A 25,748-nucleotide genomic window follows, 5' to 3' on the forward strand; every position below is an offset into this window, starting at 1 on the left:
GCTTCAGAAGCAGCCTTTATCCCGCATTGCCGAAACTTCACCGCATGACCGGGCGTTTATTTTTCCACCGGCGTGATATCGACGATCGTACCGTTGGTGATCATCACCATCATGTACTTGTCATGCACCTGCACCCACTGAGCTTGCTCTACAGGGGCTTTCAGGCCTTTAGCTTTCCAGTTTTTCAGCGCTTTTTCAGGGCGCTGATAAATATCCGGGGCGCGGTCATTGACATTCAGTTCACGGGTATTGGTAGCACTTGGCTGCACGGTTTTTTCAGGTGAGTCAGCCGCTTGAACGATGGGACTGATTCCGGCAACGCCGGCGGCAATGGCCAGGGCGGCGATGAGGGTTTTGCTGTTCATGGTTGATCCTCCAGAAATGTCGTAATACCTGAACTCCGACTACGGGCGGAGAAAATCATTCACTCAGGACGCAACGATTCGCCAAGGCCGGCAAACAGGCTGCATTCATACAATCATGCCGGCCCATGGCTGACGCATCCGGTTACAGGCTTTATCCTTGTCGCCCCCGCCGTACCGAGTTCTGGAGTAAGCCATGCCCCATGAAGGCAATTTGTTGCAAGCCGCTGTCGTCTTTCTGTTTGCGGCGGTGCTGACCGTGCCCCTGGCCAAGCGCCTGCAACTGGGCGCGGTGCTGGGCTATCTGTTTGCGGGAGTGATCATTGGCCCGTCGGTGCTGGGCCTGATCGGCAATCCACAGAGCGTCAGCCATATTTCCGAGCTCGGCGTGGTGTTGCTGTTGTTCATCATTGGGCTGGAATTATCACCGAGACGGTTGTGGGTGATGCGCAAATCCGTGTTTGGCGTCGGCCTTGCACAGGTCCTGCTGACCGGGTCGGTGATTGGCGTGACCGCCTTGTTCATGTTCGGCCAGCCGCTCAACAGTGCCATCGTGCTGGGTCTGGGCCTCGCCCTGTCATCCACCGCCTTCGGCCTGCAGAGCCTCGCCGAGCGCAAGGAACTGACCAGCCCCCACGGCCGACTGGCCTTTGCGATCCTGCTGTTCCAGGACATCGCGGCGATCCCGCTGATCGCCATGGTGCCGCTGCTGGCGGGAGGCGACCACACCTCCACTGCAGCCGAAGATGTCAATCATGGGTTGCGGGTGCTCGGCAGTATCGCCGTGGTGGTGATCGGCGGGCGCTACCTGTTGCGGCCGGTGTTTCGCGTGGTGGCCAGGACGGGGCTGCCGGAAGTGTCCACCGCCACCGCGTTGCTGGTGGTGATCGGCACGGCGTGGCTGATGGACCTGGTGGGCGTGTCGATGGCCCTGGGGGCGTTTCTCGCCGGGCTGCTGCTGGCGGACTCCGAGTACCGTCATGAACTGGAAGCGCAGATCGAACCGTTCAAGGGTTTGCTGTTGGGCCTGTTTTTCATCAGCGTCGGCATGGGCGCCAACCTGAGCCTGCTGCTGAGTGCACCGATCACCGTGCTGGGCCTGACCCTGTTGCTGATCGCCATCAAGTTGCCGCTGCTGTTTGTTGTCGGGCGGCTGGCCGGCGGCCTGGGCAAGGTCAGTGCGATTCGCCTGGGTATCGTGCTGGCGGCGGGCGGTGAATTCGCCTTTGTCGTGTTCAAGATCGGCCGCGACCAGGGCCTGTTCGAGCCGCGCCTTTACGATTTGCTGGTGTTGACCATCACCTTGTCCATGGCCGTGACGCCGCTGCTGTTGCTGGTGTGCGCACGCCTGGTGAGCCCGAAGGTGCAGCCGGTGGTGGTGCCGGAGAAGTTTCGTGAGATCGACACCGACGCCCCGCGAGTGGTGATCGCCGGCATGGGCCGCATGGGGCAGATCGTTGCGCGGATCCTGCGGGCGCAGAACATCAAGTTCGTCGCCCTCGACACTTCAGTGGAAACCATCGAATTGTCTCGCAGTTTTGGCGGCGTGCCGGTGTTCTACGGCAACCCTATGCGCCCGGAAATCCTCAGCGCCGCCAAGGTCGAACAGGCGGAATACTTTGTGATTGCCACCGATGACCCCGACGCCAACATCAAGACTGCCGAGGTGGTGCACAAGCTCTACCCGCACATCAAGATCATCGCCCGCGCCCGTAACCGCCAGCATGTGCACCGCCTGGTGGACCTGGGAGCCGAGGCGATTCGGGAAACCTACTATTCGAGCCTGGAAATGAGCCGCCGCACGCTGGTAGGGTTGGGCCTGACCCAGGCCCAGGCCGACGCCCGCATCAAACGCTTCAAGCATCACGATGAACAGGTGCTGGAAGCCCAGCATGCGATTTATGACGATGAGGCCAAAGTGCTGCAGACGGCGCAGGAAGCCAGGGCGGAATTGGCGAAGCTGTTTGAGTCGGATCAGCTGGAAGAGGAGAAATTGGGTAAGGTTTGAGTTGTTGTTGTGTGGAAGACCGCTATCGCGAGCAGGCTCGCTCCCACATGGGAGCAGTGCATTGTCTGCGCCGCCTCTGGTTGCTCCGGGTGGCGTCTCGACGATGAACGATGCCGCGGCAGATTCAGATAAGTAATGAATTCAAAGGAACCCACAATGGCTGCTGATCAACCCGCTCCTGCGCTCAAGGAAATCTTCAACGCCGAGCGCCTCCGGCACATCGCGACCGAGATGAGCGCGGTGTATCCCGAGTTCAATGCCAAGGCATTCATGAAGATGGCCAACGAAGGCCTCGCCGAATTGTCGATCATGCAGCGCATGGCCCGGGTCAGTGAATGTCTGTATGCGGTGCTGCCGTTGAGCTACGAGGAAACCCTCGGCGTGCTGCGGGCCTTGGCGCCTCGGTTGAACAGCGGTTTCGTCAGCATTTCATTGCCGCATTATGTCGCGACCTACGGCAGCCATGCGTTCGAAGAGTCGATGGCCGCCCTCAAATACTTCACCACGTTCGGTTCATCGGAGTTTGCAATCCGATATTTCCTGCGCAGCGATTTCGAGCGCACCCTGGCGGTCATGCACCAGTGGTCGCTGGATGACAACGAACACGTCCGCCGCCTGGCGAGCGAAGGCAGCCGGCCGCGACTGCCCTGGTCTTTCCGGCTGGAGCGGATTCAGGCTGATCCGGGCCTGGCCGCGGCGATCCTCGACAACCTCAAGGCCGACGACAGCCTGTACGTGCGCAAGTCCGTGGCCAATCATTTGAACGACATCACCAAGGAGCATCCCGACTGGGTGCTGGACCTGATCGAGGGCTGGTCGCTGGAGAACCGGCACACTGCCTGGATCGCCAAACACGCCCTGCGCAGCCTGATCAAGCAAGGCAATCGACGGGCGCTGGCGATCATCGGCGCAGGCGGCAAGGCCGAGGTCCAGATCACGGACGTTCGGGTTGAGCCTCCAGTCATTAAGCTTGGTGAGAAGATCACTCTGTCGTTTGCCGTGCAATCCACGGTCGAGCACGGCCAGCGGCTGGTGATCGATTATGCGATCGACTACGTCAAGGGCAATGGCAGCACCTCGGCGAAGGTGTTCAAGCTCAAGGCGCTGACCCTGCCGGGCAAGGCTTGCGAACGAGTAGCGCGCAGCCAGCAGATCAAGGAGCTCACCACCCGCCGCCATTACGCGGGCAAGCACGCGGTGCATGTGATGGTGAACGGCGAGCGGTTGGCCACAACGGCCTTCGAGATCCTGCCGTGAAACACCAATCCCTTGTTCGCGATGGAGGTACACGATAAGGCGGGGCAACAGGTTACCCGCCGCGACCTTAAGACCATCGCGAGCAAGCTCGCTCCTACAGTGCAGCTTGATCCGTGCCCAGCAACAGGCCCTGCTCGCTCTCACACAACGCCACCACGTAGTCCCACAACACCCGCAGCCGCACCGACTTGTGCAGCTCGCGGCGGGTGCTGATCCAGTAGCTGCGCAGAAGGCTTTCATCCGGCAGTAGCGCCACCAATCCCGGGTCGGCACTGGCCATGTAGCAAGGCAGCACCGCGATCCCCAGCCCCGAGCGTGCCGCCTGCTGCTGGGCGATGACGCTGGTGCTGTGGAACACCACCTGGGGGTTGCGGCAGAAACTGTTGAGAAACATCAGTTCCTGGCTGAACAGCAGGTCGTCGACATAGCCGATCCACGCATGCCGGCCTAGGTCTTCACGGCTGCGCAGCGGGGGCGCACGATTCAGGTAGTCCTGGCTGGCATAGAGCGCCAGGCGGTAGTCCGTGAGCTTGCGGGTGACCAGCATGTCGGCCGCCGGCCGTTCCAGGTGGATGCTGATTTCGGCTTCGCGGTTGAGGATGCTGACAAAACGCGGCACCGCGACCAGCTCCACTTCCAGACCGGGGTAACGCTCGAAGAGGTCACTCATGCGGCTGGCGAGAAACATGATGCCCAGCCCTTCGGTGACACCCACGCGGATCTTGCCAAGGGGCGCCGTCGATTGGGTCATTTCTTCCTGGGCCAGCAACGCGACGTTTTCCATGGCCTCGGCGTGTTTGAGCAGCGCTTCGCCAGCAGGCGTCATCTGGTAACCCTGGGCATGCTGGACGAACAGCGCGGTCCCCAGGCTTTTTTCGATGGCTTCGATATGCCGGGCGACGGTGGCATGGGTGGTGTTCAAACGACGCGCGGCGGTGAGCAAGCGCCCGCTGCGCTGGAGTTCAAGAAAAAACCGCAGGTCATTCCAGTCGAACATCGATCGTCCCCAAGGCCGCACTGTTTAAAAACGCACAGCGGCTGCGCAAAAATTAACATTCTTTAAACGAAAGCTAACAACTAGGATGTCTGACAACAAGAACAACAATACGAGGTCAGGGATGTCGACTTCCCTTGATGAATACGACTATGTAGTGGTCGGGGCCGGTCCGGCCGGTTGTTTGCTGGCCAATCGACTCTCGGCCAACCCGCAGCATCGGGTGTTGCTGCTCGAAGCGGGCGGGCGCGATAACTATGCGTGGATTCACATTCCGGTGGGTTACCTGTTCTGCATCGGCAACCCGCGTACCGACTGGTGCTTCAAGACCGAAGCGCAAGCCGGGCTGCAAGGGCGCGCCCTGAGCTATCCACGGGGCAAGGTGCTGGGCGGCTGCTCCTCGATCAACGGCATGATCTACATGCGCGGCCAGGCGGGCGATTACGACAGCTGGGCCGCCGACGGCAACCCCGGCTGGGGTTGGGACCAGGTGTTGCCGCTGTTCAGGAAAAGTGAAGACCACTTTGCCGGCGACTCGCAGTTTCATGGCGCTGCCGGGGAATGGCGGATCGAACGCCAGCGCCTGTCCTGGCCGATTCTGGACGCGTTCCGTAGCGCCGCCGAACAGAGCGGAATTGCCAGCGTCGATGACTTCAACAAGGGCGACAACGAAGGCTGCGGGTATTTCCAGGTCAACCAGAAAGCCGGGGTTCGCTGGAATGCGGCCAAGGCGTTTCTCAAGCCCGTGCGGCACCGGCCCAATCTCACGGTACTGACTGACGTCGAAGTTGATCGCGTACAACTGGACAATGGCCGCGCCTCGGCGGTCATCAGCCGCTGCCAGGGCCAACCGAGAACATTCAGGGCTCGCCAGGAGATCATCCTGTGCGCAGGCGCCGTCGGCTCGCCAAGTATCCTGCAACGCTCGGGCATCGGCCCTCGCCCACTCCTGCAATCACTCGGCATCGGTGTGGCCCATGAACTACCGGGGGTTGGCGGCAACCTGCAGGATCACCTGCAACTGCGGCTGATCTACAAGCTGGAAAATGCCCGCACCCTGAACCAGATCGCCGGCAGCGTGTGGGGCAAGATGGGCATGGGCCTGCGTTACCTTTACAACCGCAGCGGGCCGCTGTCGATGGCGCCGAGCCAGTTGGGCGCTTTTGCCCGGTCGGGGCCGGAGCAGACCTCGGCCAACCTCGAGTACCACGTGCAGCCGCTGTCGCTGGAGCGCTTCGGCGAGCCGTTGCATGCCTTTCCCGCCTTCACTGCGTCGGTGTGTGATTTGCGCCCCCAAAGTCGTGGTCGCGTGGAAATCCGCAGCGCCAATGCCCAGGACGCGCCACTGATCCAGCCCAACTACCTGAGTCATCCGCAAGACCTGCGGGTCGCGGCGGATGCCATTCGCCTGACCCGGCGCATCGTGTCGGCACCCGCCCTCGCCCGCTTCAACCCGGTGGAATATCTGCCCGGGGACAGTTTGCAAAGCGAGGAAGAACTGCACGAAGCGGCCGCGCGCATCGGCACGACGATTTTTCACCCGGTGGGTACCTGCCGCATGGGCAACGATCGGGACGCGGTGGTCGACGCGCAGCTCAAAGTCCACGGCATCCCCGGTCTGCGGATTGCCGACGCTTCGATCATGCCAAGAATTACCTCGGGCAACACCTGTTCGCCTACGCTGATGATTGCGGAAAAGGCCGCTGAATTGATCCTCAATCCAACCTTAAGGAGCACCACCACGCCAAAGGAACGGGTCACCACCACCTGAAACCCCCGCGCCCCCCCGTAGGAGCTGCCGGAGGCTGCGATCTTTTGATCTTGAAAAGCAACATCAAAAGATCGCAGCCTTCGGCAGCTCCTACGGCGGCGGGGCCTGCACGCACTACCTACATCGAAGTACCGGCACCCGCCCACAAGGCAGGCGCCGACAGTGGAACAAAAAAAACAATCACTGTAAGGGATACCGATATGTCAGAACATGTTCAGCCGCTGGAGACCGTGGGCCGCGCCGAGATCGGTCACGACACCCGCAAGGTCATCTTCGCCTCGTCACTTGGAACGGTCTTCGAGTGGTACGACTTTTTCCTCTACGGCGCGCTCGCCGCAGTGATCAGCAAGCAGTTTTTCTCGGGGGTCAATGACACCACGGCGTTCATCTTTGCCCTGATGGCCTTCGCGGCAGGCTTCATCGTGCGGCCGTTCGGCGCGCTGGTGTTCGGCCGACTGGGCGACATGATCGGGCGCAAGTACACCTTCCTGGCGACGATCGTGCTGATGGGCGTGGCGACCTTCTGCGTCGGCCTGTTGCCCACCTACGCCAGTATCGGCATTGCCGCGCCCATCATCCTGGTGGTGCTGCGCATGCTCCAGGGCCTGGCCCTGGGCGGTGAATATGGGGGGGCGGCTACCTACGTGGCGGAACACGCACCGATCGGCAAGCGCGGCTTCCACACCAGCTGGATCCAGTCCACCGCAACCCTCGGCCTGCTGCTGTCGCTGCTGGTGGTACTGGGTTGCCGCTATTTCACCGGCGACCAGTTTGAAGTCTGGGGCTGGCGGATTCCGTTCCTGTTTTCCATCGTGCTGCTGGGGATTTCCACCTGGATTCGCCTGAGTCTGCACGAGTCCCCCTCATTCGTGAAAATGAAAGAGGAAGGCAAGCTGTGCAAGCAGCCGATTCGTGACTCCTTCGGCAAATGGGAAAACCTCAAGGTGGTGCTGATTGCCCTGTTCAGCATCAACGCCGGTCAGGCCGTCACCTTCTACGCGGCGCAATTCTATGTGCTGTTCTTCCTCACCCAGTTCCTGAAAATGGACCCGGCCCTGGCCAACAGCCTGCTGATCATCAGCGTGATCATCGGCGCGCCGTTCTTCATCTTCTTCGGCTGGCTGTCGGACAAGGTCGGGCGCAAACCGGTGCTGATGCTTGGACTGCTGCTGGCCACGGTCCTGTACTTCCCGATCTTCAAATCCCTGGCGCACTATGCCAACCCCGCCATTGACCTGGCCAGCCAACAGGCGCCGATCACCGTGCTGGCCGACCCGGCCACCTGCACCTTCCAGTTCGATCCAGTGGGCAAAGCGAAATTCGACAGCCCATGCGACAAGGTCAAGACCTTCCTCGTCAAGCAAGGGCTGCCCTACAGCAGCGCCGCAGCCCCCGCTGGCAGCGCCGTGCAGGTCAGCGTCGGCGACGTGAAGATCGACGGCTACGACGAAGCCGCCCTGCGCGGTGCGATCACCCTGGCCGGTTATCCGTCACAGGCAGACACCCAGCTGATCAACAAGCCAATGATCGTGGCATTGATCGTCGGGCTGATCATCATCTCCGCCATGTGCTACGGCCCGCTGGCAGCGCTGATGGTCGAGCTGTTCCCGACGCGCATCCGCTACACCTCGATGTCCCTGCCCTATCACATCGGCAACGGCTGGTTCGGTGGCTTCCTGCCGACGGTGTCGTTTGCGCTGGTGGTGTACACCGGGGATATTTTCTACGGGCTCTGGTACCCGGTGCTGATCACCGGGGTGAGCCTGGTGGTCGGCTTGATCTGTTTGCGTGAGACGAAAAACGTCGACCTGGACACCAACTGACAGCAGACGAAAAAACGCCCCGCACACGCGGGGCGTTTTCGTTAACCTGAGCACATGGGTCATCGCAATCACCAGACCGAGGCAGCGTCTTCATGATCATTTCATCTGCATCCGACTATCGCGAGGCGGCGCGGCGCAAACTCCCGCGCTTTTTGTTCGATTACATCGACGGCGGGGCCTATGCGGAGCATACGTTGCGGGCCAACAGCGCCGATCTTAGCGGCATCAGCCTGCGCCAGCGGATCCTGAAAAACGTCGAGACCCTGAGCCTGGAGACCACCCTGTTCGAACAGAAACTCGCAATGCCAATCGTGTTGGCGCCGGTCGGCCTGACGGGCATGTTTGCCCGCCGGGGTGAAGTCCAGGCCGTCAGGGCTGCGCAAAACAAAGGCATCCCCTTGTGCCTTTCGACGGTATCGGTGTGTTCGATCGAGGAAGTCGTCGCCCAGAGCCAGCAACCGATCTGGTTTCAGCTGTACGTGCTCAAGGACCGCGGTTTCATGAAAAACGCCCTCGAGCGAGCCAAGGCGGCCGGCGTGAAGAACCTGGTATTCACCGTGGACATGCCAACGCCCGGCGCGCGTTATCGCGATGCGCATTCGGGGATGTCCGGCCCGTATGCTTCGACACGGCGCATGCTGCAAGCCATGACCCGGCCCGACTGGGCTTTCAACGTCGGCCTCATGGGCCGTCCCCATGATCTGGGCAACATTTCCAGATACCTCGGCAAGGCCGTGACCCTGGAGGATTACATGGGCTGGCTGGCGAATAATTTCGACCCGTCGATCAGCTGGAGTGACCTGGAGTGGATACGCGATTTCTGGCAAGGACCGATGATCATCAAGGGCATCCTCGATCCCCAGGATGCCAGGGACGCGGTCAGCTTCGGGGCTGATGGCATCGTCGTGTCGAACCATGGCGGCCGCCAACTGGACGGCGTGCTCTCGACCGCCCGGGCATTGCCGCCGATCGTGCAAGCCGTGGCGAATGACCTGACCGTGCTGGTCGACTCGGGCATTCGTTCGGGGCTGGACGTGGTGCGCATGCTCGCGCTGGGTGCCAAAGGCGTCCTGCTGGGACGATCAATGGCCTACGCGCTGGCCGCCGACGGTCAACGCGGAGTGGAAAACATGCTGGATATCTTTGCCAGGGAAATGCGCGTGGCCATGACCTTGACCGGGGTGACGTCGATCGATCAGATCGACGAAACCACCTTGGTCCAGGCACAGCGGCTATCGGACCTGGTTTAACTGGCGTTTTATCAGACCTCGACGTCCAGCAATTCGAACTTAACCTGATTCGGGTAGAACGCGACGTAATCCTTGATCTGCGCCACCGACACCTTGGGCTTCTCGTAACTCCACACCGCGTTGGCCCCCTCATGCCCGGGAACCTGCAGGCTGAAATAGCTGGCGTCGCCCTTGTACGGGCAATAACTGGTGTGATCGGTGCGGGCGAAGTACTTCTCGTCGATGTCTTCGCGCGGGACGTAATACACCGGCGGGTAATTGGCCTCCAGCAGCACCAGCGCGCGCGAGGACGCGGCCACCTGGATGCCGTGGAATTTCACCAGAAGACAGCCCGGTTGTTCAGCAATGGTAATGACAGCGGGGGGAGTTGACATGGAGTGGATTCCTCTTGGAAGACTTGACTCGATCGGTGCGAAAGCTTGTACCCGCGGGGGGCGAGCATCCTCATAAAGGGCAGCTTGGCGTGGTCAAAACCTGCATCACCAGCTATCAGGTATAACCCAAGTTACGCCTGCACGAACGCTTCACAGCCGAACGGAAGCTTCACTCCAGGCCCTTCGGTGACGGGCTCGGCCCAACGGCAGTGGCTCAGGGCAACGAACGGAAACTCATCTGCTGTACATCCATACAGATAAAGGTTGATCCCTCGCCCGTCAACCGCCATTCTGTGCACCTCTCGTACACTGAACATCGATGGTGGTCATGCGGCTGTACCTCTGTGAAAAACCTTCCCAGGCCAAGGATATTGCGGCCGTGCTCGGCGCCCGGCGTCGCGGCGATGGCTGCTGGCTGGGTACGGACGTCACGGTGACCTGGTGCATCGGCCACCTGCTGGAAACCGCGCCACCGGATGCCTACGACGCACGCTACAAGCGCTGGGTGCTGGCAGACCTGCCGATCATTCCTGATAAATGGAAGATGACCGTCAAGCCGCGCACTGCCAGCCAGTACAAGGCAGTCAAACGGCTGCTGGGCGAAGCCGATGAGCTGGTGATCGCCACGGACGCCGACCGCGAGGGCGAAATGATCGCTCGGGAGCTGGTCGAACATTGCCGGTATCGCGGGCCGATTCGTCGCCTCTGGTTATCGGCGCTGGATGACGCATCAATTCGCAAGGCGCTGGCGGCGCTCAAGCCGGGAGCCGAGACGTTCAGCCTGTACCACTCCGCCCTGGGCCGCTCCCGGGCCGACTGGCTGATCGGCATGAACATGAGCCGCTTGTTCACCCTGCTGGGACGGCAGTCCGGTTATCAGGGCGTGTTGCCGGTCGGTCGAGTGCAAACGCCCACCCTGCGCCTGGTGGTGGACCGGGATCGCAGCATTGCCGATTTCGTCCCGGTCGCCTATTGGGCGATTGACGTGCAACTGCTGCACGACGGCACACCATTCACCGCGCAATGGCGCGCAGCTTCCGAGGTTTGCGACGACCAGGACCGCTGCCTGAACCCGGAACTGGCCCGGCAGGCCGCAGCAGCTATCAGCCAGGCGGCCAGCGCCCGGGTGGTCAAGCTGCGTACCGAGCGCCTGCGTGAAGTCGCCCCCCTGCCCTTCGACCTGGGCACTTTGCAGGAGGTCTGTTCGAAGAAACTGGGCCTCGGTGCCCAGGAGACGCTCGACATCGCCCAGGCACTCTACGAAACCCATAAAGTCATCACCTATCCTCGAAGCGACTGCGGCTACCTGCCGGTCAGTCAGCACGGCGAGGCGCCCGGCATTCTGGCAGCGTTAAGGCAGGCCGATCACGGCCTGAACGCATTGAATGATCACCTTGAACCGCACCGACGCTCCCGCGCCTGGAACGATGCCAAGGTCAGCGCTCACCACGGGATCATCCCCACGGCGGCAGCCAAGAACCTCGAGCGACTGGTGGGCAAGCAGCGGGCGGTGTACACATTGATTCGCGCACGCTACCTGGCGCAGTTCCTGCCCAACCACGAGTATGACCGGACCCAGGCCGACTTCGACTGCGCCGGGCAAGCGCTGCGAGCTGTTGGCAAGCAGATCGTCGAGCCTGGCTGGAAACGCGCCCTGCCCGAGGCCCTGGCCCCGGCCAAGGGACGCGAAGCGCCGGTTCCGCAAACCTTGCCGACCCTGGCCGAAGGTCGTGAATGCAAGGTTGTCGACGTCAAGCTCAAGGACCTCTGGACTCAGCCGCCCAAACCCTTCACCGAGGGCGACCTGATCAAGGCGATGAAAAATGTCGCCAAGCTCGTGGAAGATCCGCTGCTCAAGCAAAAACTCAAGGACACTACCGGCATCGGTACCGAAGCGACTCGCGCGTCGATCATCCAGGGGCTGCTCGACCGCGGCTACCTGATTAAAAACGGCAAGGCGCTGGCCGCGACCCCGGCGGCATTCAGCCTGATCGACGCCGTGCCCCGGGCCATTGCCGACCCGGGTACCACGGCGATCTGGGAACAGGCGCTGGACATGGTGCAGAGCGGCGAGATGAGCCTGGAAGAGTTTGTCACCAAACAGGCCGCCTGGATGAGCAAACAGGTGGCCCGCTGCGCAGGCCTGAGCCTGACCATCAGCGGGCCTGCAAGCCCGGCAGGGCGCGGAGCCACGCCGTGGAAAAACAAACGCAAACCGGCCAAGCGCAAACCGGCCACCAGCGCCCGGCGCACGGCAAAACCGGCAAGCAAACCATAAGGGCACTTCGCGCGGACTGTGATGGTCTAGTGTTGTTCAAGCCCGGCGCCAGCCCTACTACCTGAAAAGGCCAAGAACATGATTATCGTCCATCACCTGAACAACTCTCGCTCGCAACGGATTCTCTGGCTGCTGGAAGAACTGGGCATCCCCTATGAGCTCAAGCGCTACCAGCGTGACCCGAAGACCAACCTGGCACCACCGGAGTTGAAGGCAGTCAATGCCCTGGGCAAGTCCCCGGTCATCGAAGACGGTCAACAGACGTTGATCGAGTCTGCGGCCATCATCGATTACCTGATCCGACGCCACGGCCAGGGCCGCCTGCAACCTGACCCCGCCACAGCCGCCTATGATCAATACGTGCAATGGCTGCATTTCGCCGAAGGTTCGGCGATGCTGCCACTGATGCTGAACCTGTACGTGGGTCGACTGGGCGAGGCTGGCGCGCCATTGCATCCACGGATCAACTCGGAAGTGGCCAACTACCTGGGTTACCTCGACACGGCGCTGAGCCAGGGCGACTACCTGCTGGGCGCTGAATTCAGCGCCGCGGACATACAGATGAGCTTTATCGGCGAGATCGCCAGGGCGCAAGGCAAACTCGATCAGTACCCGCACGTCGCCGCCTGGGTCGACCGCTTCCAGAAACGCCCAGCCTACGCGGCCGCACTGAAGACCGGTGGCCCATACGATTTCGCGCCCCACTGATCAACCCGGTCAGGAGCCACTTTTAATGCCCGTGATAGAACTGCACGCCGCCCAACGCGACGATCTGGACACCATTGAAAACCTGATGCAGTTCTACGTGTACGACTTCAGTGAATGGCTCCCGCTGAAGCTCGCAGGGCACGGTTTCTTCAGTATCCAGCCCCAGGTGGACTACTGGAGAAAGCCGGCCACCCGGCCCTTCCTGATTACGGTTGACGGCGAACTGGCCGGCTTCGTGACTGTCGACGACCAGACCCACCTCGATAGCGCGCAGTTGAACTTGGGTTATCTGTTCGTCACTCGACGTTTTCGTGGCCAAGGCGTCGCGAAGTTTGTCGTCTCTGCCCTCTTGAGCGGCCACCCGGGCCAATGGCAAATTTTCCATATCGATGCAAACCAGCCGGCACGGCGGTTCTGGGCCGGACTCATACCGATTCTCACAGGCCACCAGTACAGCCTGCACCAGCGACCGGTGGATGGACATCCCTGCACCTTTTACCGCTTCGAAACCCCGCCCCAGGCCGTCTGAACGGGGCGCGCTGCCTCGCCCTGCTCATTCCAAACCGCTTTGTCCGACAATATGTAGTGAACAAAAATAATCACTACATAACCATTGACGCCTCCGATTTGCCCTTGCATGATGCAGACATCTCCCCGATCGGGAGTACGGCAACATGTTTGAGCAAGCTCGTCTGACCGCCGAGCTGTTATTCCCGGATACACGCTGCCCACAAGGCAGATTGAAGAAGCTGACCTGGCCCGAACGTCCAGTACAAGGACGAGAAGCGCTGGCGATCAATCCTCATGAAGCTTGTGGCCGACCCTGAAAAGTCGGCAGTGGCCTCCAGGTTTTCGCTGCTTCTCTTCGTTGTGACGCTATTGCGTAGCAGTTATTCAACACGACTACATGCAACAGACGCGGGACCTCGCCACATTCGGCGAATGAACGCTGACGTCCTGGTTTCGGTGCCAGGGATCAACTAACCGATGGGCTACCTGTATTAGCGAACCAACTTTGAAAGATCACCAAATGGTCAAGGGGCAAATCATGAATCTGAACAATCAACCCACTATCGAAGAACTGGCTCGCATGTTCGCTGCGCAAAAAGACAGCCACGACAGCCATATTCTGTGGATCAGCAAGTCGGGCCAGGTTCATATGGACTGCCTGGCAACGCACGCCGATGAGACGGAATTCGACAAGAACAACCAGAACCTGCTTGCCCGACTGAAGATGTACCGTCGCGGCCAGGGCTACGTTGGCAAGAAAGCCGCCGCTGATAAAGACTTCATCGGCAGTGTTCTGCAAACGCTGAAACAGGCGTGGGCGTCGATGCAGAACCAGAACGAAGTTCGGGTGATTGACCGGTTCTACTGATACTTCACACCTCTAATATAAAAAGGGCCTGCTCTCGCCAAAGAGCAGGCCCTTTTTTGTAGCCAGCTTTTTTAGCGTTTAACGCCCAGATCAATCTGGGTCATGCGACTGCGAATGGTGAACACCCCATCCCCCGAGAGAATCGCGCTGCGTGCAAACAGGCGACCGCTCTCCCAGTTCGAAAGGCCCAGCTCCGGCTTGCTCAATGCGTACTGGCCATCCACCCAACGGGTGATTCCGTTACCCACGAAAGGCGCATTCACCGCGTTGTAGAAGCGCTCCTGGGTGCTGGCGTCCTCACTGATCAACGACACCGTGAATTGCGGGCTGTAGCGGTTGAACAGGTCGATGGACTGATCCAGGTCATCCACGATTTTCAGACTGACTTCGGGCGTTTCCTCCCATTCCCATTCACGCCCCAGTTGAGCCTCGGGCAATGGCTCAGCCAGCGCTTCGGTGCGGTAGCCATCGGCGCGATAGACCTCGACGCTCGCCGTTTGCCACTCCGGCGGCAAGCGCCCTTCGCTGCCCTCGACGATGTGCAATTTGCAGCCTTGACCACGGCTGTTGCCGGCCTGCTGCAGGGCGTCGAGAAACAACGGCACCAATTCATCGGCCCGGTCGCGGTGAATCAGGCAGACGTTCAGGGTGTTGCAGACTTTACGGTCGAGGGAGTTGCGCACCACGGCGGCAAAACGCCGGGCGTCGGCGTCCTTGTCCGCTATCAGCCAGGCACCTCCGGTGCCGTGCAGGCTGACGGCGGTGCCGGCCTGCTGGGCGATACTGCCCAGCTGGCTGACTGCGCGGCCAGAACCTCGGGCCACGGCCAGCGACAGGCGCCGGTCGGCGAACATGGCCCAACCCGCTGCGTGATTGACACTTTCCACCAGCGACACAGCGCCGGCGGGCAAGCCGGCATCCGCCAGCGCCGGGTTCAATGCATGGGTAACGATGGCCTGGGCAGTGCCCAACGCATCACTGCCGATGCGCAGCACGGCGGTGTTGCCCGTACGCAGAACGCCAGCAGCGTCGGCAAAGACATTCGGTCGACCCTCGAATACAAACGCAACAATGCCCAGCGGTGAGACCACCTGTTCGACCTTCCAGCCGTCATGCTCGACGCAACTGATGACTTTGCCGCGAGACGCCGACGCATCGCGCCAGGCCTTGAGTCCGGCGATCATGTCGCGGCGCATCGGCTCATTGGCCAGCAGTCGCGTGGTGGAACGTCGACGGGCCTTGGCCCGCTCGATATCGGCCAGGTTCGCCGCCTCGATCAACGCCCAGGCCTGCGGGCTTTCCAGGCGCTGCGCGAAGTGGTCGAAAAATTCGCTGATCGCCTCATCCGACACGGCCGACATCGCCTTGAAAGCCGCTTCGGCGCGCTCGATCGCCACGGCTGCCGCTTGCTGGTCAGCCACCGGAATCAAGAGCAATTCACCACTGACCTGCTCCACCAGAAGGTGGTCACCGGGCTGGAACCGCTCAGCCAGTTCGGGGCTGACGACAGTGACACGATTCCCGGCGAACGGAATGGGCGTGCCAGCGACTAGACGATCGAGCGCAAGAGACATGAAGCGGTTTCACCATGCAATGGAGGGGCAGAAAAGGTACCGGAAAATCCCCGAAGCGTCATTCCCGGCATTTCAACCAGCTCAAGCGTATCCATGTGTATCCACCCCCATCCCCGACACACTAACCCTCCAATCTCCCTGGCCCACGACACATCGCTGATACACCCGGCTGATGAAATCCGCCGGTCGATTGGCCAGGCCGATCAAAACGCGCAACGGAGATCCCGCCCATGAACACCTCACTCTCTTCGGCCGTCAAAGGCCTGCACTTCAACCTCGACCGCGCCGGCCGCTGGATGGCGCCGCTGACCTTGCGGGTGTTCCTGGCCTGGGAATTCTTTGAGTCGGGCCTGGAAAAGTGGAACGGGCAGAATTGGTTTGCCGACATTCAGGAGCGATTTCCGTTTCCGTTCAACCAGGTCCCCGCCACCTTCAACTGGGAACTGTCGATGTGGGCCGAGCTGATCTGCGCCCTGGCCCTGCTGGTAGGCCTGGGCACGCGAGTCTCGGCGCTCATCCTGATGGTGGTGACCGTCGTCGCCACCGCAGCGGTCCACTGGCCGGCCGATTGGTCTACATTGAGTGAGCTGGCCCAGGGCTACGCCATCAGCAACAAGGGACATGGCAACTTCAAGCTGCCGCTGATTTACCTCGCCGCTCTCCTTCCGCTGGTATTGACCGGCGCAGGCAAACTCAGCCTCGATGCGCTGCTGGCATGCACTTTCTGGCGCCGTAACATTCGTTGAAATGTTACCGTGGCAAGCTACACCCCCCTCACTCGCGTAGACAGGAGCCACCATGAGCGTAACCACCCAATGGATCGAGATCGACAGCGCCGACGGTAAATTCGGTGCTTACCTGGCGATTCCCCACACGCAAAAAGGCCCGGGGATCGTATTGATCCAGGAGATCTTCGGCGTCAACGAGCACATCCGCTCGGTCGCCGAACAATACGCTGCCGACGGCTACCTGGTGGTCGTGCCGGATCTGTTCTGGCGTAGCGGCGCGCGCATCGAGTTGACGTACGACGAAGCCGGCTGGAAACGCGCCGTCGAACTGATGAATGCCACGGACATCACCAAAGCCCAGGACGACATCAAGCTGGCCATTGCCGCTCTCAAGGACCAGCCGGGCCTGGATGGCGGCGTGGCCTCCATTGGCTACTGCTTCGGCGGCCTGCTGTCCTACCTGACCGCCGCCAACGGCCTGGTGGACGTGGCGATCACCTACTACGGTGGCGGTATCCAGGACCAATTGGACCGCGCCGACGAAATCACCGTGCCGCTGTTGATGCACTTTGGTGAAGAGGACAGCCACATTCCACTGGAAGCGGTGGAAAAAATCGCCGAGCGCTTCGAGAACAACGACTTCGTGGAAATCGTCATCTATCCGCGAGCCGAACACGGTTTCAACTGCTCGCACCGCGACAGCTACAACCAACGGGCTGCGGCTGAAGCCCATGGCAATACGCTGATCTTCCTGGGTCAGGAACTGTAAGACGGCGGCACACGAAAAAGGCACCTGGGAAGGTGCCTTTTTTGTCGCCCATTCCTGAAGCTCGTCTCCACGCCCCTATTTCGCGTCCCCGCCCCGCGGCTTGTAGAACCTGAACCTGCCGATATCCGCCGTCTTGATGTACTTGCCCGCCCAATCCGGCCGCACCGTTTTGTCATGGAAATACATTGCCCCCAGTGTCCGGTCATTGAGCGTGCGGTTCAGCGCCTTGCGCGCGATTTCCTTGGCGACCGCGTACTCGGCATCCTCCCTGACCTGATCCGAACGCCCGTCGCACCACCAGGAAAACTGACAGTTACGGCTTTCCGAGCCCTCCTTGACCACTGCGCATACCGTGTCGGGAAAACCTTCGTGCCCCAGGCGGTTCATGACCACGCTGGCCACGGCTTCCATTTCCCGGGTCTGCCTGCCCTTCGCCTCCCAGTAGATGGAACGCGCAAGACAGGTTATGGCGTCATCCAGCGGCGCCGAGCCGGCGGGATCGACCGCCTGCACCTCCGAGGTGGTGATCGCCTCGGCTTTGGGCACCGGGACATCGGGGCCTTTTTCCGCCGCCTTTTGCTCAAGCACCTCAGCCTTGTCCTCGGCTTTTTGCTGTTCAAGTTCAGTGGCCATCACCTGGCCGCCGACCAGGGAGAGTGCCAGGCAGGTTGCAGTCCACATCAAGCGCATGATCGACCCTTCTCAAAGAACCGGATGGGGCAGCGCATTATCGACGCTGTTACGCGCTAATCGGCGGCCTGGCTTAATTGTAGTCGCCCCAATTCATTTCATCCGGCGGCCAATAAAACTGTTTCCTGGCACAAAAAGGCATTGCGCAAGCGGGGGTGAAATCGCGCATCATGGGCGCAGTCTGCCCAAGGGGATTTTCATGCGCTTCATTTCATCCGTTATGCGCCTCGCCGCGTTGTCGCTGGGCCTGTCATTCGCCGCCCAGGCGCTGGCGGTCGATGAGAAACAACTGATCGATTCGATCAACCTCTACCGCACCCAGCCCCAGCGTTGCGCCGACCAGGTATCACCGGAACTGCCGCCACTGGCAGGTGATCCACGCCTGGCACTGTCGGCAACAAACGTGCGCAACCTGCAGCAAGCCATGGCCAGTGCCGGCTACCCGATGGTCAATGTGCAGGCGATCACCCTGTCCGGCCCGCGCGATGCGCAATCGGCCATGCAAGCCATTCGGGAAAGTTTCTGCCACGTGGTGCTCGACCCGCAGTTTGTCGACATCGGCGTGAGTCGCGACGACCGCGATTGGCGCATCGTGCTGGCGCGGCCGCTGATGTCCGCACGCCTGGGCGATTCCCAGGCCGAAGGCCAGAAAGTCCTAACCCTGCTCAACAACGCCCGCAGCCAGGCTCGCCAGTGCGGCACGCAATCGTTCGCTGCTACCACCCCGCTGGCCTGGAACGCGACATTGGCGAGCGCCGCCGAGACCCATTCGCGAGCCATGGCCAACAACAATTTTTTCGACCACAAGGATCGCGACGGCCGCACGCCGGGTGACCGCGCGGAACTGGCCGGCTACATCGGCCAGCAGATCGGCGAAAACATCGCCGCAGGGCAAGACACCGTGGGCAAGGTCGTCGACGGCTGGATCGCCAGCCCTGGTCACTGCGCCAACCTGATGAACCCCGCGTACAAGGAACTGGGCGCGGCCTACGCGGTAGACCCGAAGAGCGATGCGGGGATTTACTGGACGGCGATGTTCGGCACCCAGTAATGACCGAGGTATCAATTGCTTCGATCTTTCAAATCATGAAGGCGAATTTTTTATTTCTGCGCGACCTGTTCAAGATGGCTGCACTTTTAGCACTTTACGGAACAAGCCCTCATGAACCTCAATTTCGCGTTTGCGTGCATGATCGTCGTGTCGTTTGCGATCGCGTTGGGTCACGGTTAAGTCATTCGGGAGCACCTGTTTGAGCCATCCCCCCTGCTCCGCCGACGAACAGGCTCAGGCATCACCCCGGGCGGTCCCGCTACGGGAAGCCTTCGGGTTCTGGCTCAAACTGGGGTTGATCGGTTTTGGCGGCCCGGCCGGGCAGATCTCGATCATGCACCAGGAACTGGTGGAGCGCCGGCGCTGGATCTCCGAGCGCCGGTTTCTGCACGCCCTCAACTACTGCATGTTGCTACCGGGCCCCGAAGCTCAGCAACTGGCGACCTATCTCGGCTGGTTGATGCACCGCACCTGGGGCGGCGTGATTGCCGGCGCGCTGTTCGTGCTGCCGTCGTTGTTCATCCTCATTGCATTATCCTGGGTCTACATTGCTTTCGGCGAAGTGCCGGTCGTGGTCGGGGTGTTCTACGGGATCAAGCCGGCGGTCACCGCCATCGTGCTGCAAGCCGCGCACCGCATGGGTTCCAGGGTGTTGCAGAACAACTGGCTGTGGAGCATTGCCGGCGCCTCCTTTGCCGCTATCCTGTTGTTGAACGTGCCCTTCCCTTTGATTGTGCTGGCCGCAGCACTCATCGGGTACGTCGGCGGACGCCTTGCCCCCGGAAAATTCACGGTCGGCACAGCGCTGGCCAAGGGTAAATCGTTTGGGCCCGCGCTGATCGATGACGATACCCCGCCCCCCGCACATGCCCGCTTCAGCAGCCTGAAATTGCTGCGCCTGGCGTTTATCGGGGCAATCCTGTGGACGCTGCCGATGGGCGCGCTCACCCTCCTGTTCGGTTGGCACGGCACCTTCACCCAGATGGGCTGGTTCTTCACCAAGGCCGCGCTGCTGACCTTTGGTGGCGCCTATGCGGTGCTGCCCTATGTGTACCAGGGCGCGGTCAGTCATTACGGATGGCTGACACCCACCCAGATGATCGACGGCCTGGCGCTGGGCGAGACCACCCCAGGTCCGTTGATCATGGTGGTGGCGTTCGTCGGCTTCATTGGCGCCTACGTGCAACAGGTATTTGGCCCGGACCAGGCGTTCCTGGCGGGCGCGCTCGCGGCGGCGCTGGTGACCTGGTTTACGTTCCTGCCCTCGTTCCTGTTCATCCTGGCTGGCGGTCCCCTGGTCGAATCGACTCACAACCAACTTAAATTCACCGCGCCGCTGACCGCCATCACCGCAGCGGTGGTCGGGGTGATCCTCAACCTCGCGGTGTTTTTCGGCTATCACGTGCTGTGGCCAGGCGGGTTCAGTGGCGGGTTCGACTGGGTGTCGCTGTTGCTTGCAGTGGTGGCGGCGATCGCGCTGCTGGTTTTCAAGCGCGGTGTGATCGAAGTACTGCTGGCATGCGCGCTGGCGGGCGTGCTGGTGCATTGGCTGCGCTAAGGTCATTCAGCAATGACCGGATGTAAACATTTGATCACCGGCTTTTGCATTCTGGCAAACTCTCGCCGCGCCCCCTTTCAGAGCAGCCAGCAATGCTTTTCTCCCTTATTTCCAACGGTACACCCCTGACCCCGGATCGGTCCGATGCGACGATCCCTTGGTGGAGCTTTACCAAGACCGTGCTGGCGGCTGCCGCCCTGACGCTGGTGCGCGATGGCCTGATCGAGCTGGATCAGCCACTGCCCGAAGGCCCCTTTACCCTGCGCCAATTGTTGCGCCATGAAGCAGGCCTGGCGGACTACAGCGAACTGGCCGATTACCACGGCGCAGTCGCCCGCGGCGACGTTCCCTGGCCGGCGGATGAAATGCTGCAACGCCTTGACGCAAGCCGCCTGCGTTACGCACCGGGAGATGGCTGGCACTATTCGAATGTCGGTTATCTGTACGTGGCGCGACTGATCGAGCGCTTGACTGGCCTTGCCCTGGATGAAGCCCTGGCGCAACGGGTGTTCGTACCGCTTGGCCTGTCCCGGGTCCGTCTCGCCAGGCGTGAAGTCGATCTGCACGGGGTAAACATGGGCGCTGTCGCCACCTATGACCCGGGCTGGGTGTACCACGGGCTGCTGGTAGGGCCGTTGGTGGAGGCCGCCTCGTGCCTGGACCGTTTATACGCTTCAGACTTCCTGGCGCACTCCTTGCTTGCTCAAATGCAGGCAGTGCGCACGCTCGGTGGACCGATCCCGGGACGTCCCTGGATCGCCCCCGGTTACGGCCTCGGCCTGATGCACGGGCCGGTCGAGGGTGGACGCATCCTCAGTGGTCATACCGGCGTCGGCCCCGGCAGTGTCGTGGCGGTTTATCGCAGTGTTTGCGGCCCGGATATCACCACCTGCGCGGTCTTTTCCGATGGCACCGACGAAGGCGCCGTGGAGGCCGAGGCCGTGCGCCTGTTGAGCGAGCACTGGGTGTAATATTCAAGCACTCGGTACCTGCACATGACCCTCAGGAAAACGCGATGATGCCGCAACAGGTTGCTACCTGCGCAGAACGCGTCAATGGTACAGCGGAGAGTATTGATGAAGGCGAACACGCCGCCCGTGGACGGCCCGGCAGGTGAACAACGGCCGGTGAAAACCGTTGGCTTTCTGGTCATTCCCAATTTCACCACTATTGGCTTTGCCTCCTCCGTGGAAACCCTGCGCATGGCCAATATGGCGGCGCGCCGGCCGATGTTTCGCACGGTGGTGATCGGCGCCACACTGGACCCGGTCACCGCCAGCAACGGGATGCGCATCCTGCCTGATTACTCGATCGTCGACGCCCCCGAGCTGGACATTCTGTTCGTGGTCGGCGCAAACCCGATAGTCTCCAATCACAGCAGCCGGCCACTGCTCAACTGGCTGCGCAAGCTTGCCCATCAGCAGGTCACGCTGGGCGGCATCTGCACCGGCAGCCACCTGCTGGCGCGCGCGGATCTGCTCAAGGGTTACCGCTGCACCATTCACTGGGAAGATATCGAGGCACTCAAAGAGCGGTTTCCCGGGATCATCATCTCCAATCAGCTGTTCGAACTGGATCGCGATCGCTACACCTGCTCCGGCGGCGTGGCGTCCATGGACATGACCTTGCAACTGATCGCCCGCGAACCTGGTGGCCGCGACATCGCCGCCCATGCCGCCGAGTTGCTGCTGTGCGACCGGGTGCGCGGGGCGCAGGAGCAGCAGCGCGTGCCTTTAAGGCAGAAGCTGGGGACCTCGCAGCCCAAGCTCAGCCAGATGGTGGCGATCATGGAAGCCAATCTTGAAGAGCCGGTCAGCCTGGAAGAGCTCGCGCGTTTGAACGAAGTGTCGGTGCGCCAGCTGGAGCGCCTGTTTCACAAACACCTGCAGCGCACCCCCAGCCAGTACTATCTGGAGCTACGCCTGTCGCGGGCGCGGCAATTGCTGCTGCGAAGCGAGTCGCAGGTCCGCGATATCGCGCTCGCCTGCGGCTTTGTGTCCCCGGCACATTTTTCCAAATGCTATAGCCGGTTTTTTGGAGTGTCGCCGATCGGTGAGCGCAAGCAGTTGGCAGTGCATTGATGCAAGGACGCCATCGCGGGCAAGCCTTGCTCCCACATTAATCCTGCAAAGCCTTGTGCGCCGTCTCCCGGCTAGCCAGCATGGCCACCAACGCTACCGCTGCAGCGGCCAGCAGATACCAGGCCGGTGCCATCTTGTTACCGGTCATCTGGATCAGCCAGGTCGCGATAAACGGTGCGGTCCCGCCAAACACCGCGTTGGCGATATTGAAGCTGAAGGCAAACCCGCTGAAGCGCACGCGAGTGGGAAATATCTCGGCGAGGAAACACGGCAAGGTGCCGTCATTCATGGCCAGGATTGCACCGAATGCGATCTGGATCATCAACACCACCAGCAGTGGCTGATGATCGAGCATTCCGAACAGCGGGAAGGTCAGCAACAGGAACAACACCGAAGCCGTCAGCAGCATGGTCTTGCGCCCAAAGCGGTCCGACAGCCTGCCCATCAGGAAAATCAGGCCGATGTAGGTCGCCAGGGACACCGTTGACGCCAGGAACGAATCACTTTCGCTCATGCCCATTTCAGTCGACAGGTACGTCGGCATGTAGCTGAGCAGCAGGTAAAACGCCACGGCGTTCAGGCAGGTCACGCCGATGCCGATGATCAGGCTGCGCCGGTGCACGGTCAGCAGCTCGCGAACCGGGGCATGGGTCGCACACTCCTTGGCTTCGAGGCGCTTTTCCATCTCCAGGAACTTGGGCGTGTCCTGCAGGCTCATGCGGATGTAACGCCCCACCAGGCCAAACGGCGCCGCCAGCAGAAACGGCAAGCGCCAGCCCCAGCTGTGCAGGTCCTCGACGCTGAGCCAGGCATGCAGGCCCGCCACGAAGACCGCGCCAAACAACAAACCGGCGGCGGTACTGGCCGGGACAATGCTGGTGTACAGGCCGCGCTTGCCTTCCGGGGCGTACTCGGCGAGGAATGCCGACGCACCGGCGTATTCACCGGACGCAGAGAACCCCTGGAACAGGCGGATCACCAGCAGCAACGCCGGTGCCCACAGGCCGATGTGATTGTAGGTGGGCAGGATGCCGATGCAGAACGTCGAGACCGACATAATCAGGATCGACCAGGACAACGCGCTGCGCCGCCCATACTTGTCACCAAAATGCCCCCAGACCAGGCCACCCAGGGGACGGACGATGAACGACAGGGCAAACACCGCGAACGTCGCCAGCAAGGCGCTGGGCTTGTCGGTCTGCGGGAAGAATGTCAGGGCGATGACGGTGGCCAGGTAACCGTAGGCGGCGTAGTCGAACCATTCGACGAAGTTACCCATGAAGCTGGCACTGGCCGCGCGCCGCAGGGCTTTGCGCTCGGAAGTTCTTTCGTGGGTCTGCGCGAGGGTGAGGCTTGCGGTGCTCATTGCGCACCTCCCGGGGTGGAGGTGCAAAAACGGGGAAGAACAGTCGAGACATGTGACATGACAAATACCCTCTATTGTTTTACTTGGCAGGGATCAAGGTCAGTAAGTGCTGCACGTTCTTGGGCGCGCATGCCGTATGGTGTCCAGCAATGGTCGATAAACAAGCGTGGGAGCGGCGAAGCTCCCACGCTTGTCTGTTACGCCGTTACTTGCGAATGATGTTGTGCTCCGGCCCGTACGGGAATTGGGTGATGTTCTCGCCGCCCTGCTCGTTGACGATCAGGATATCGTGCTCGCGGTAACCGCCAGCCCCCGGCAGGCCTTCGGGCAGCATGATCATCGGTTCGATGGACACCACCATCCCCGGCTCCAGCACCGTGTCGATGTCTTCACGCAGTTCCAGCCCGGCTTCGCGGCCATAGTAATGGCTCAGGGTGCCGAACGAGTGTCCGTAACCGAAAGTGCGGTACTGCAGCAGATCGTGTTCAAGGAAAATCTCATTGAGTTGCTCGGCGATATCGCAGCAGCGCATGCCCGGCTTGATCAGCTTCAGCCCGGCTTCGTGGACCTTGACGTTGACTTCCCACAGGCGCAGGTGCTCATCGGAACAGTGGTCGAGAAACAGCGTGCGTTCGAGCGCCGTGTAATAGCCGGCGATCATCGGGAAGCAGTTGAGGCTGAGGATATCGCCCTTGTTGACCTTGCGCGAGGTCACCGGGTTGTGTGCGCCATCGGTGTTGATGCCGGACTGGAACCAGGTCCAGGTGTCCATCAGCTCCGAGTCCGGGAAGGTCCGGGCGATCTCGCGCACCATGGCCTGGGTCGCATGCAGCGCCACTTCATATTCCGGCACCTGGTCACGCAGTGCTTCGACGATCGCGGCGCCGCCAATGTCCGCCACCCGTGCACCGTGACGGATAATCGCGTGCTCTTCGGCCGACTTGATCATACGCATGCGCATGCAGGGTGCAGCGATGTCCACCAGCTCGGCCTGGGGGTAGCGGCTGGCCAGTTTGTCGCGGTTGAGCAGGTTCAAGTGATCGAACTCGATGCCAATGCGCCCCGCCTTGGGCAAGGCTTGCTGGATGGCGACGAAGTAGTTGTCGCGCTGCCAGTCGGTGTAGACGATGTTCTCGGTGCCCACGGTCCGGCGCCAAGGCTGGCCGCCATCGATGTTGGCGCTGATGGTGACGGCGCTGTCCTGAGTCACGACCAGGGCGTAGGGGCGGCCGAACGAGCAATAGAGGAAATCGCTGTAGTAGTTGATGTTGTGATAGGAAGTGAAGACTGCCGCGTCGATGTTGTTTTGCGCCAGATAAGCGCGCAGTTTGCCCTGGCGGTTGGCGTATTCCTGAGCCGAGAAGGTCGGACTGACTTTTTCGCCGTTCTTGATCTGGATGGTTTTGGGCATTTGCATGTCATTGATCCTTGTCAGTGATTGAGCGACAGAGGGCGCCACTCTGGTGGGCCGCTGGAGATCATTCGAACAGATGCAAGACGAGGTTTTTTGCGCGAATCCGACCTGTAGTTGGTCAGATCCGCTGTGCACGCAACCACATGTTCACGCGGATGCGCGCCGAAACATGGCTTGTCAGGAGTCGACTGCGGATTGTCCGTCGCTACCCATCTGGCCAAACACGTCTATAACCAGTGTTGGCATGATTCAGGTCAGGGAACCTTGATGGTTCCCTCGGTACATTGATTTCTTGCAAACGGTGGACAAGTGAG

At 61.1% G+C, this 25,748-nt stretch carries 22 protein-coding genes; 15 read left to right on the forward strand and 7 right to left on the reverse strand.

Annotated features, from left to right (window positions below):
* Positions 1 to 56: 56 nt before the first annotated feature.
* The gene (locus tag AAEZ05_RS04725) at positions 57 to 365 is read right to left on the reverse strand and encodes an RcnB family protein (RefSeq protein ID WP_205893755.1); all 309 of its coding nucleotides are present in this window, start codon (positions 363 to 365) and stop codon (positions 57 to 59) included.
* A 193-nt stretch (positions 366 to 558) separates the two neighbouring features.
* Between AAEZ05_RS04725 and AAEZ05_RS04730 the strand changes: the two genes are divergently transcribed.
* Both AAEZ05_RS04730 and AAEZ05_RS04735 read left to right on the forward strand, forming a co-directional pair.
* The gene (locus AAEZ05_RS04730; protein ID WP_350646711.1) at positions 559 to 2,370 is read left to right on the forward strand and encodes a monovalent cation:proton antiporter-2 (CPA2) family protein; all 1,812 of its coding nucleotides are present in this window, start codon (positions 559 to 561) and stop codon (positions 2,368 to 2,370) included.
* A gap of 156 nt (positions 2,371 to 2,526) precedes the next feature.
* On the forward strand, positions 2,527 to 3,627 hold the full coding sequence (locus AAEZ05_RS04735; protein WP_350646712.1) for a DNA alkylation repair protein: 1,101 nt from the start codon (positions 2,527 to 2,529) through the stop codon (positions 3,625 to 3,627).
* Between the two features lie 94 nt (positions 3,628 to 3,721).
* Here the strand turns inward: AAEZ05_RS04735 and AAEZ05_RS04740 are convergent, their stop codons facing one another.
* Complete coding sequence (locus AAEZ05_RS04740) at positions 3,722 to 4,624, reverse strand: LysR family transcriptional regulator (protein ID WP_350646713.1); 903 nt, start codon at positions 4,622 to 4,624, stop codon at positions 3,722 to 3,724.
* 121 nt (positions 4,625 to 4,745) lie between these two features.
* Here AAEZ05_RS04740 and AAEZ05_RS04745 point away from each other — a divergent pair, with 121 nt between their 5' ends.
* The 3 genes from AAEZ05_RS04745 (at position 4,746) to lldD (ending at position 9,465) form a co-directional block, all read left to right on the forward strand.
* Positions 4,746 to 6,392, forward strand: coding sequence for a GMC family oxidoreductase (locus AAEZ05_RS04745; protein ID WP_350646714.1), 1,647 nt, complete (start codon positions 4,746 to 4,748; stop codon positions 6,390 to 6,392).
* Positions 6,393 to 6,592: 200 nt separating this feature from the next.
* The gene (locus AAEZ05_RS04750; protein WP_045057681.1) at positions 6,593 to 8,215 is read left to right on the forward strand and encodes an MFS transporter; all 1,623 of its coding nucleotides are present in this window, start codon (positions 6,593 to 6,595) and stop codon (positions 8,213 to 8,215) included.
* A gap of 92 nt (positions 8,216 to 8,307) precedes the next feature.
* Positions 8,308 to 9,465, forward strand: a complete 1,158-nt coding sequence (gene lldD, locus AAEZ05_RS04755; protein WP_045057680.1) for an FMN-dependent L-lactate dehydrogenase LldD — start codon at positions 8,308 to 8,310, stop codon at positions 9,463 to 9,465.
* An 11-nt stretch (positions 9,466 to 9,476) separates the two neighbouring features.
* Here the strand turns inward: lldD and AAEZ05_RS04760 are convergent, their stop codons facing one another.
* Positions 9,477 to 9,839: a DUF427 domain-containing protein gene (locus AAEZ05_RS04760; RefSeq protein ID WP_350646715.1), complete on the reverse strand. Its 363-nt coding sequence runs from the start codon at positions 9,837 to 9,839 to the stop codon at positions 9,477 to 9,479.
* Between the two features lie 328 nt (positions 9,840 to 10,167).
* Between AAEZ05_RS04760 and AAEZ05_RS04765 the strand changes: the two genes are divergently transcribed.
* From AAEZ05_RS04765 to AAEZ05_RS04780, 4 genes are all read left to right on the forward strand, one after another.
* Positions 10,168 to 12,117 (forward strand): DNA topoisomerase III, encoded by a 1,950-nt coding sequence (locus tag AAEZ05_RS04765; RefSeq protein ID WP_350646716.1) that lies wholly within the window; start codon positions 10,168 to 10,170, stop codon positions 12,115 to 12,117.
* Between the two features lie 78 nt (positions 12,118 to 12,195).
* Positions 12,196 to 12,825: a glutathione S-transferase family protein gene (locus tag AAEZ05_RS04770; protein WP_350646717.1), complete on the forward strand. Its 630-nt coding sequence runs from the start codon at positions 12,196 to 12,198 to the stop codon at positions 12,823 to 12,825.
* Positions 12,826 to 12,850: 25 nt separating this feature from the next.
* Positions 12,851 to 13,354: a GNAT family N-acetyltransferase gene (locus AAEZ05_RS04775; RefSeq protein WP_350646718.1), complete on the forward strand. Its 504-nt coding sequence runs from the start codon at positions 12,851 to 12,853 to the stop codon at positions 13,352 to 13,354.
* A 519-nt stretch (positions 13,355 to 13,873) separates the two neighbouring features.
* A complete protein-coding gene (locus AAEZ05_RS04780) occupies positions 13,874 to 14,203 on the forward strand; it encodes a hypothetical protein (RefSeq protein WP_045057705.1) in 330 nt (109 codons plus the stop codon).
* 71 nt (positions 14,204 to 14,274) lie between these two features.
* Here AAEZ05_RS04780 and AAEZ05_RS04785 read toward each other — a convergent pair whose 3' ends face one another.
* The gene (locus AAEZ05_RS04785) at positions 14,275 to 15,777 is read right to left on the reverse strand and encodes an aldehyde dehydrogenase family protein (protein WP_045057675.1); all 1,503 of its coding nucleotides are present in this window, start codon (positions 15,775 to 15,777) and stop codon (positions 14,275 to 14,277) included.
* Between the two features lie 230 nt (positions 15,778 to 16,007).
* Between AAEZ05_RS04785 and AAEZ05_RS04790 the strand changes: the two genes are divergently transcribed.
* The gene (locus AAEZ05_RS04790) at positions 16,008 to 16,523 is read left to right on the forward strand and encodes an HvfX family Cu-binding RiPP maturation protein (protein ID WP_045057674.1); all 516 of its coding nucleotides are present in this window, start codon (positions 16,008 to 16,010) and stop codon (positions 16,521 to 16,523) included.
* Between the two features lie 52 nt (positions 16,524 to 16,575).
* The gene (locus tag AAEZ05_RS04795) at positions 16,576 to 17,274 is read left to right on the forward strand and encodes a dienelactone hydrolase family protein (protein ID WP_350646719.1); all 699 of its coding nucleotides are present in this window, start codon (positions 16,576 to 16,578) and stop codon (positions 17,272 to 17,274) included.
* A gap of 75 nt (positions 17,275 to 17,349) precedes the next feature.
* On the opposite strand, the gene AAEZ05_RS04800 is transcribed toward AAEZ05_RS04795, so the two are convergent.
* On the reverse strand, positions 17,350 to 17,964 hold the full coding sequence (locus AAEZ05_RS04800) for a cell wall hydrolase (RefSeq protein ID WP_045057672.1): 615 nt from the start codon (positions 17,962 to 17,964) through the stop codon (positions 17,350 to 17,352).
* A 199-nt stretch (positions 17,965 to 18,163) separates the two neighbouring features.
* Between AAEZ05_RS04800 and AAEZ05_RS04805 the strand changes: the two genes are divergently transcribed.
* From AAEZ05_RS04805 to cahR, 4 genes are all read left to right on the forward strand, one after another.
* On the forward strand, positions 18,164 to 19,015 hold the full coding sequence (locus AAEZ05_RS04805; RefSeq protein WP_045057671.1) for a CAP domain-containing protein: 852 nt from the start codon (positions 18,164 to 18,166) through the stop codon (positions 19,013 to 19,015).
* A gap of 199 nt (positions 19,016 to 19,214) precedes the next feature.
* Complete coding sequence (gene chrA, locus AAEZ05_RS04810; protein ID WP_045057670.1) at positions 19,215 to 20,573, forward strand: chromate efflux transporter; 1,359 nt, start codon at positions 19,215 to 19,217, stop codon at positions 20,571 to 20,573.
* A gap of 92 nt (positions 20,574 to 20,665) precedes the next feature.
* Complete coding sequence (locus AAEZ05_RS04815) at positions 20,666 to 21,544, forward strand: serine hydrolase domain-containing protein (protein WP_045057669.1); 879 nt, start codon at positions 20,666 to 20,668, stop codon at positions 21,542 to 21,544.
* A 105-nt stretch (positions 21,545 to 21,649) separates the two neighbouring features.
* Complete coding sequence (gene cahR, locus AAEZ05_RS04820) at positions 21,650 to 22,654, forward strand: transcriptional regulator CahA (RefSeq protein WP_045057668.1); 1,005 nt, start codon at positions 21,650 to 21,652, stop codon at positions 22,652 to 22,654.
* A 37-nt stretch (positions 22,655 to 22,691) separates the two neighbouring features.
* Here the strand turns inward: cahR and AAEZ05_RS04825 are convergent, their stop codons facing one another.
* Complete coding sequence (locus tag AAEZ05_RS04825) at positions 22,692 to 24,020, reverse strand: MFS transporter (protein WP_350646720.1); 1,329 nt, start codon at positions 24,018 to 24,020, stop codon at positions 22,692 to 22,694.
* Positions 24,021 to 24,225: 205 nt separating this feature from the next.
* Positions 24,226 to 25,437, reverse strand: a complete 1,212-nt coding sequence (creA, locus tag AAEZ05_RS04830) for a creatinase (RefSeq protein ID WP_045057666.1) — start codon at positions 25,435 to 25,437, stop codon at positions 24,226 to 24,228.
* Positions 25,438 to 25,748: the final 311 nt, after the last annotated feature.

It is taken from the genome of Pseudomonas sp. HY13-MNA-CIBAN-0226 (assembly GCF_040310305.1).
In the GTDB taxonomy this organism is placed as follows: Bacteria; Pseudomonadota; Gammaproteobacteria; order Pseudomonadales; family Pseudomonadaceae; genus Aquipseudomonas; species Aquipseudomonas gregormendelii.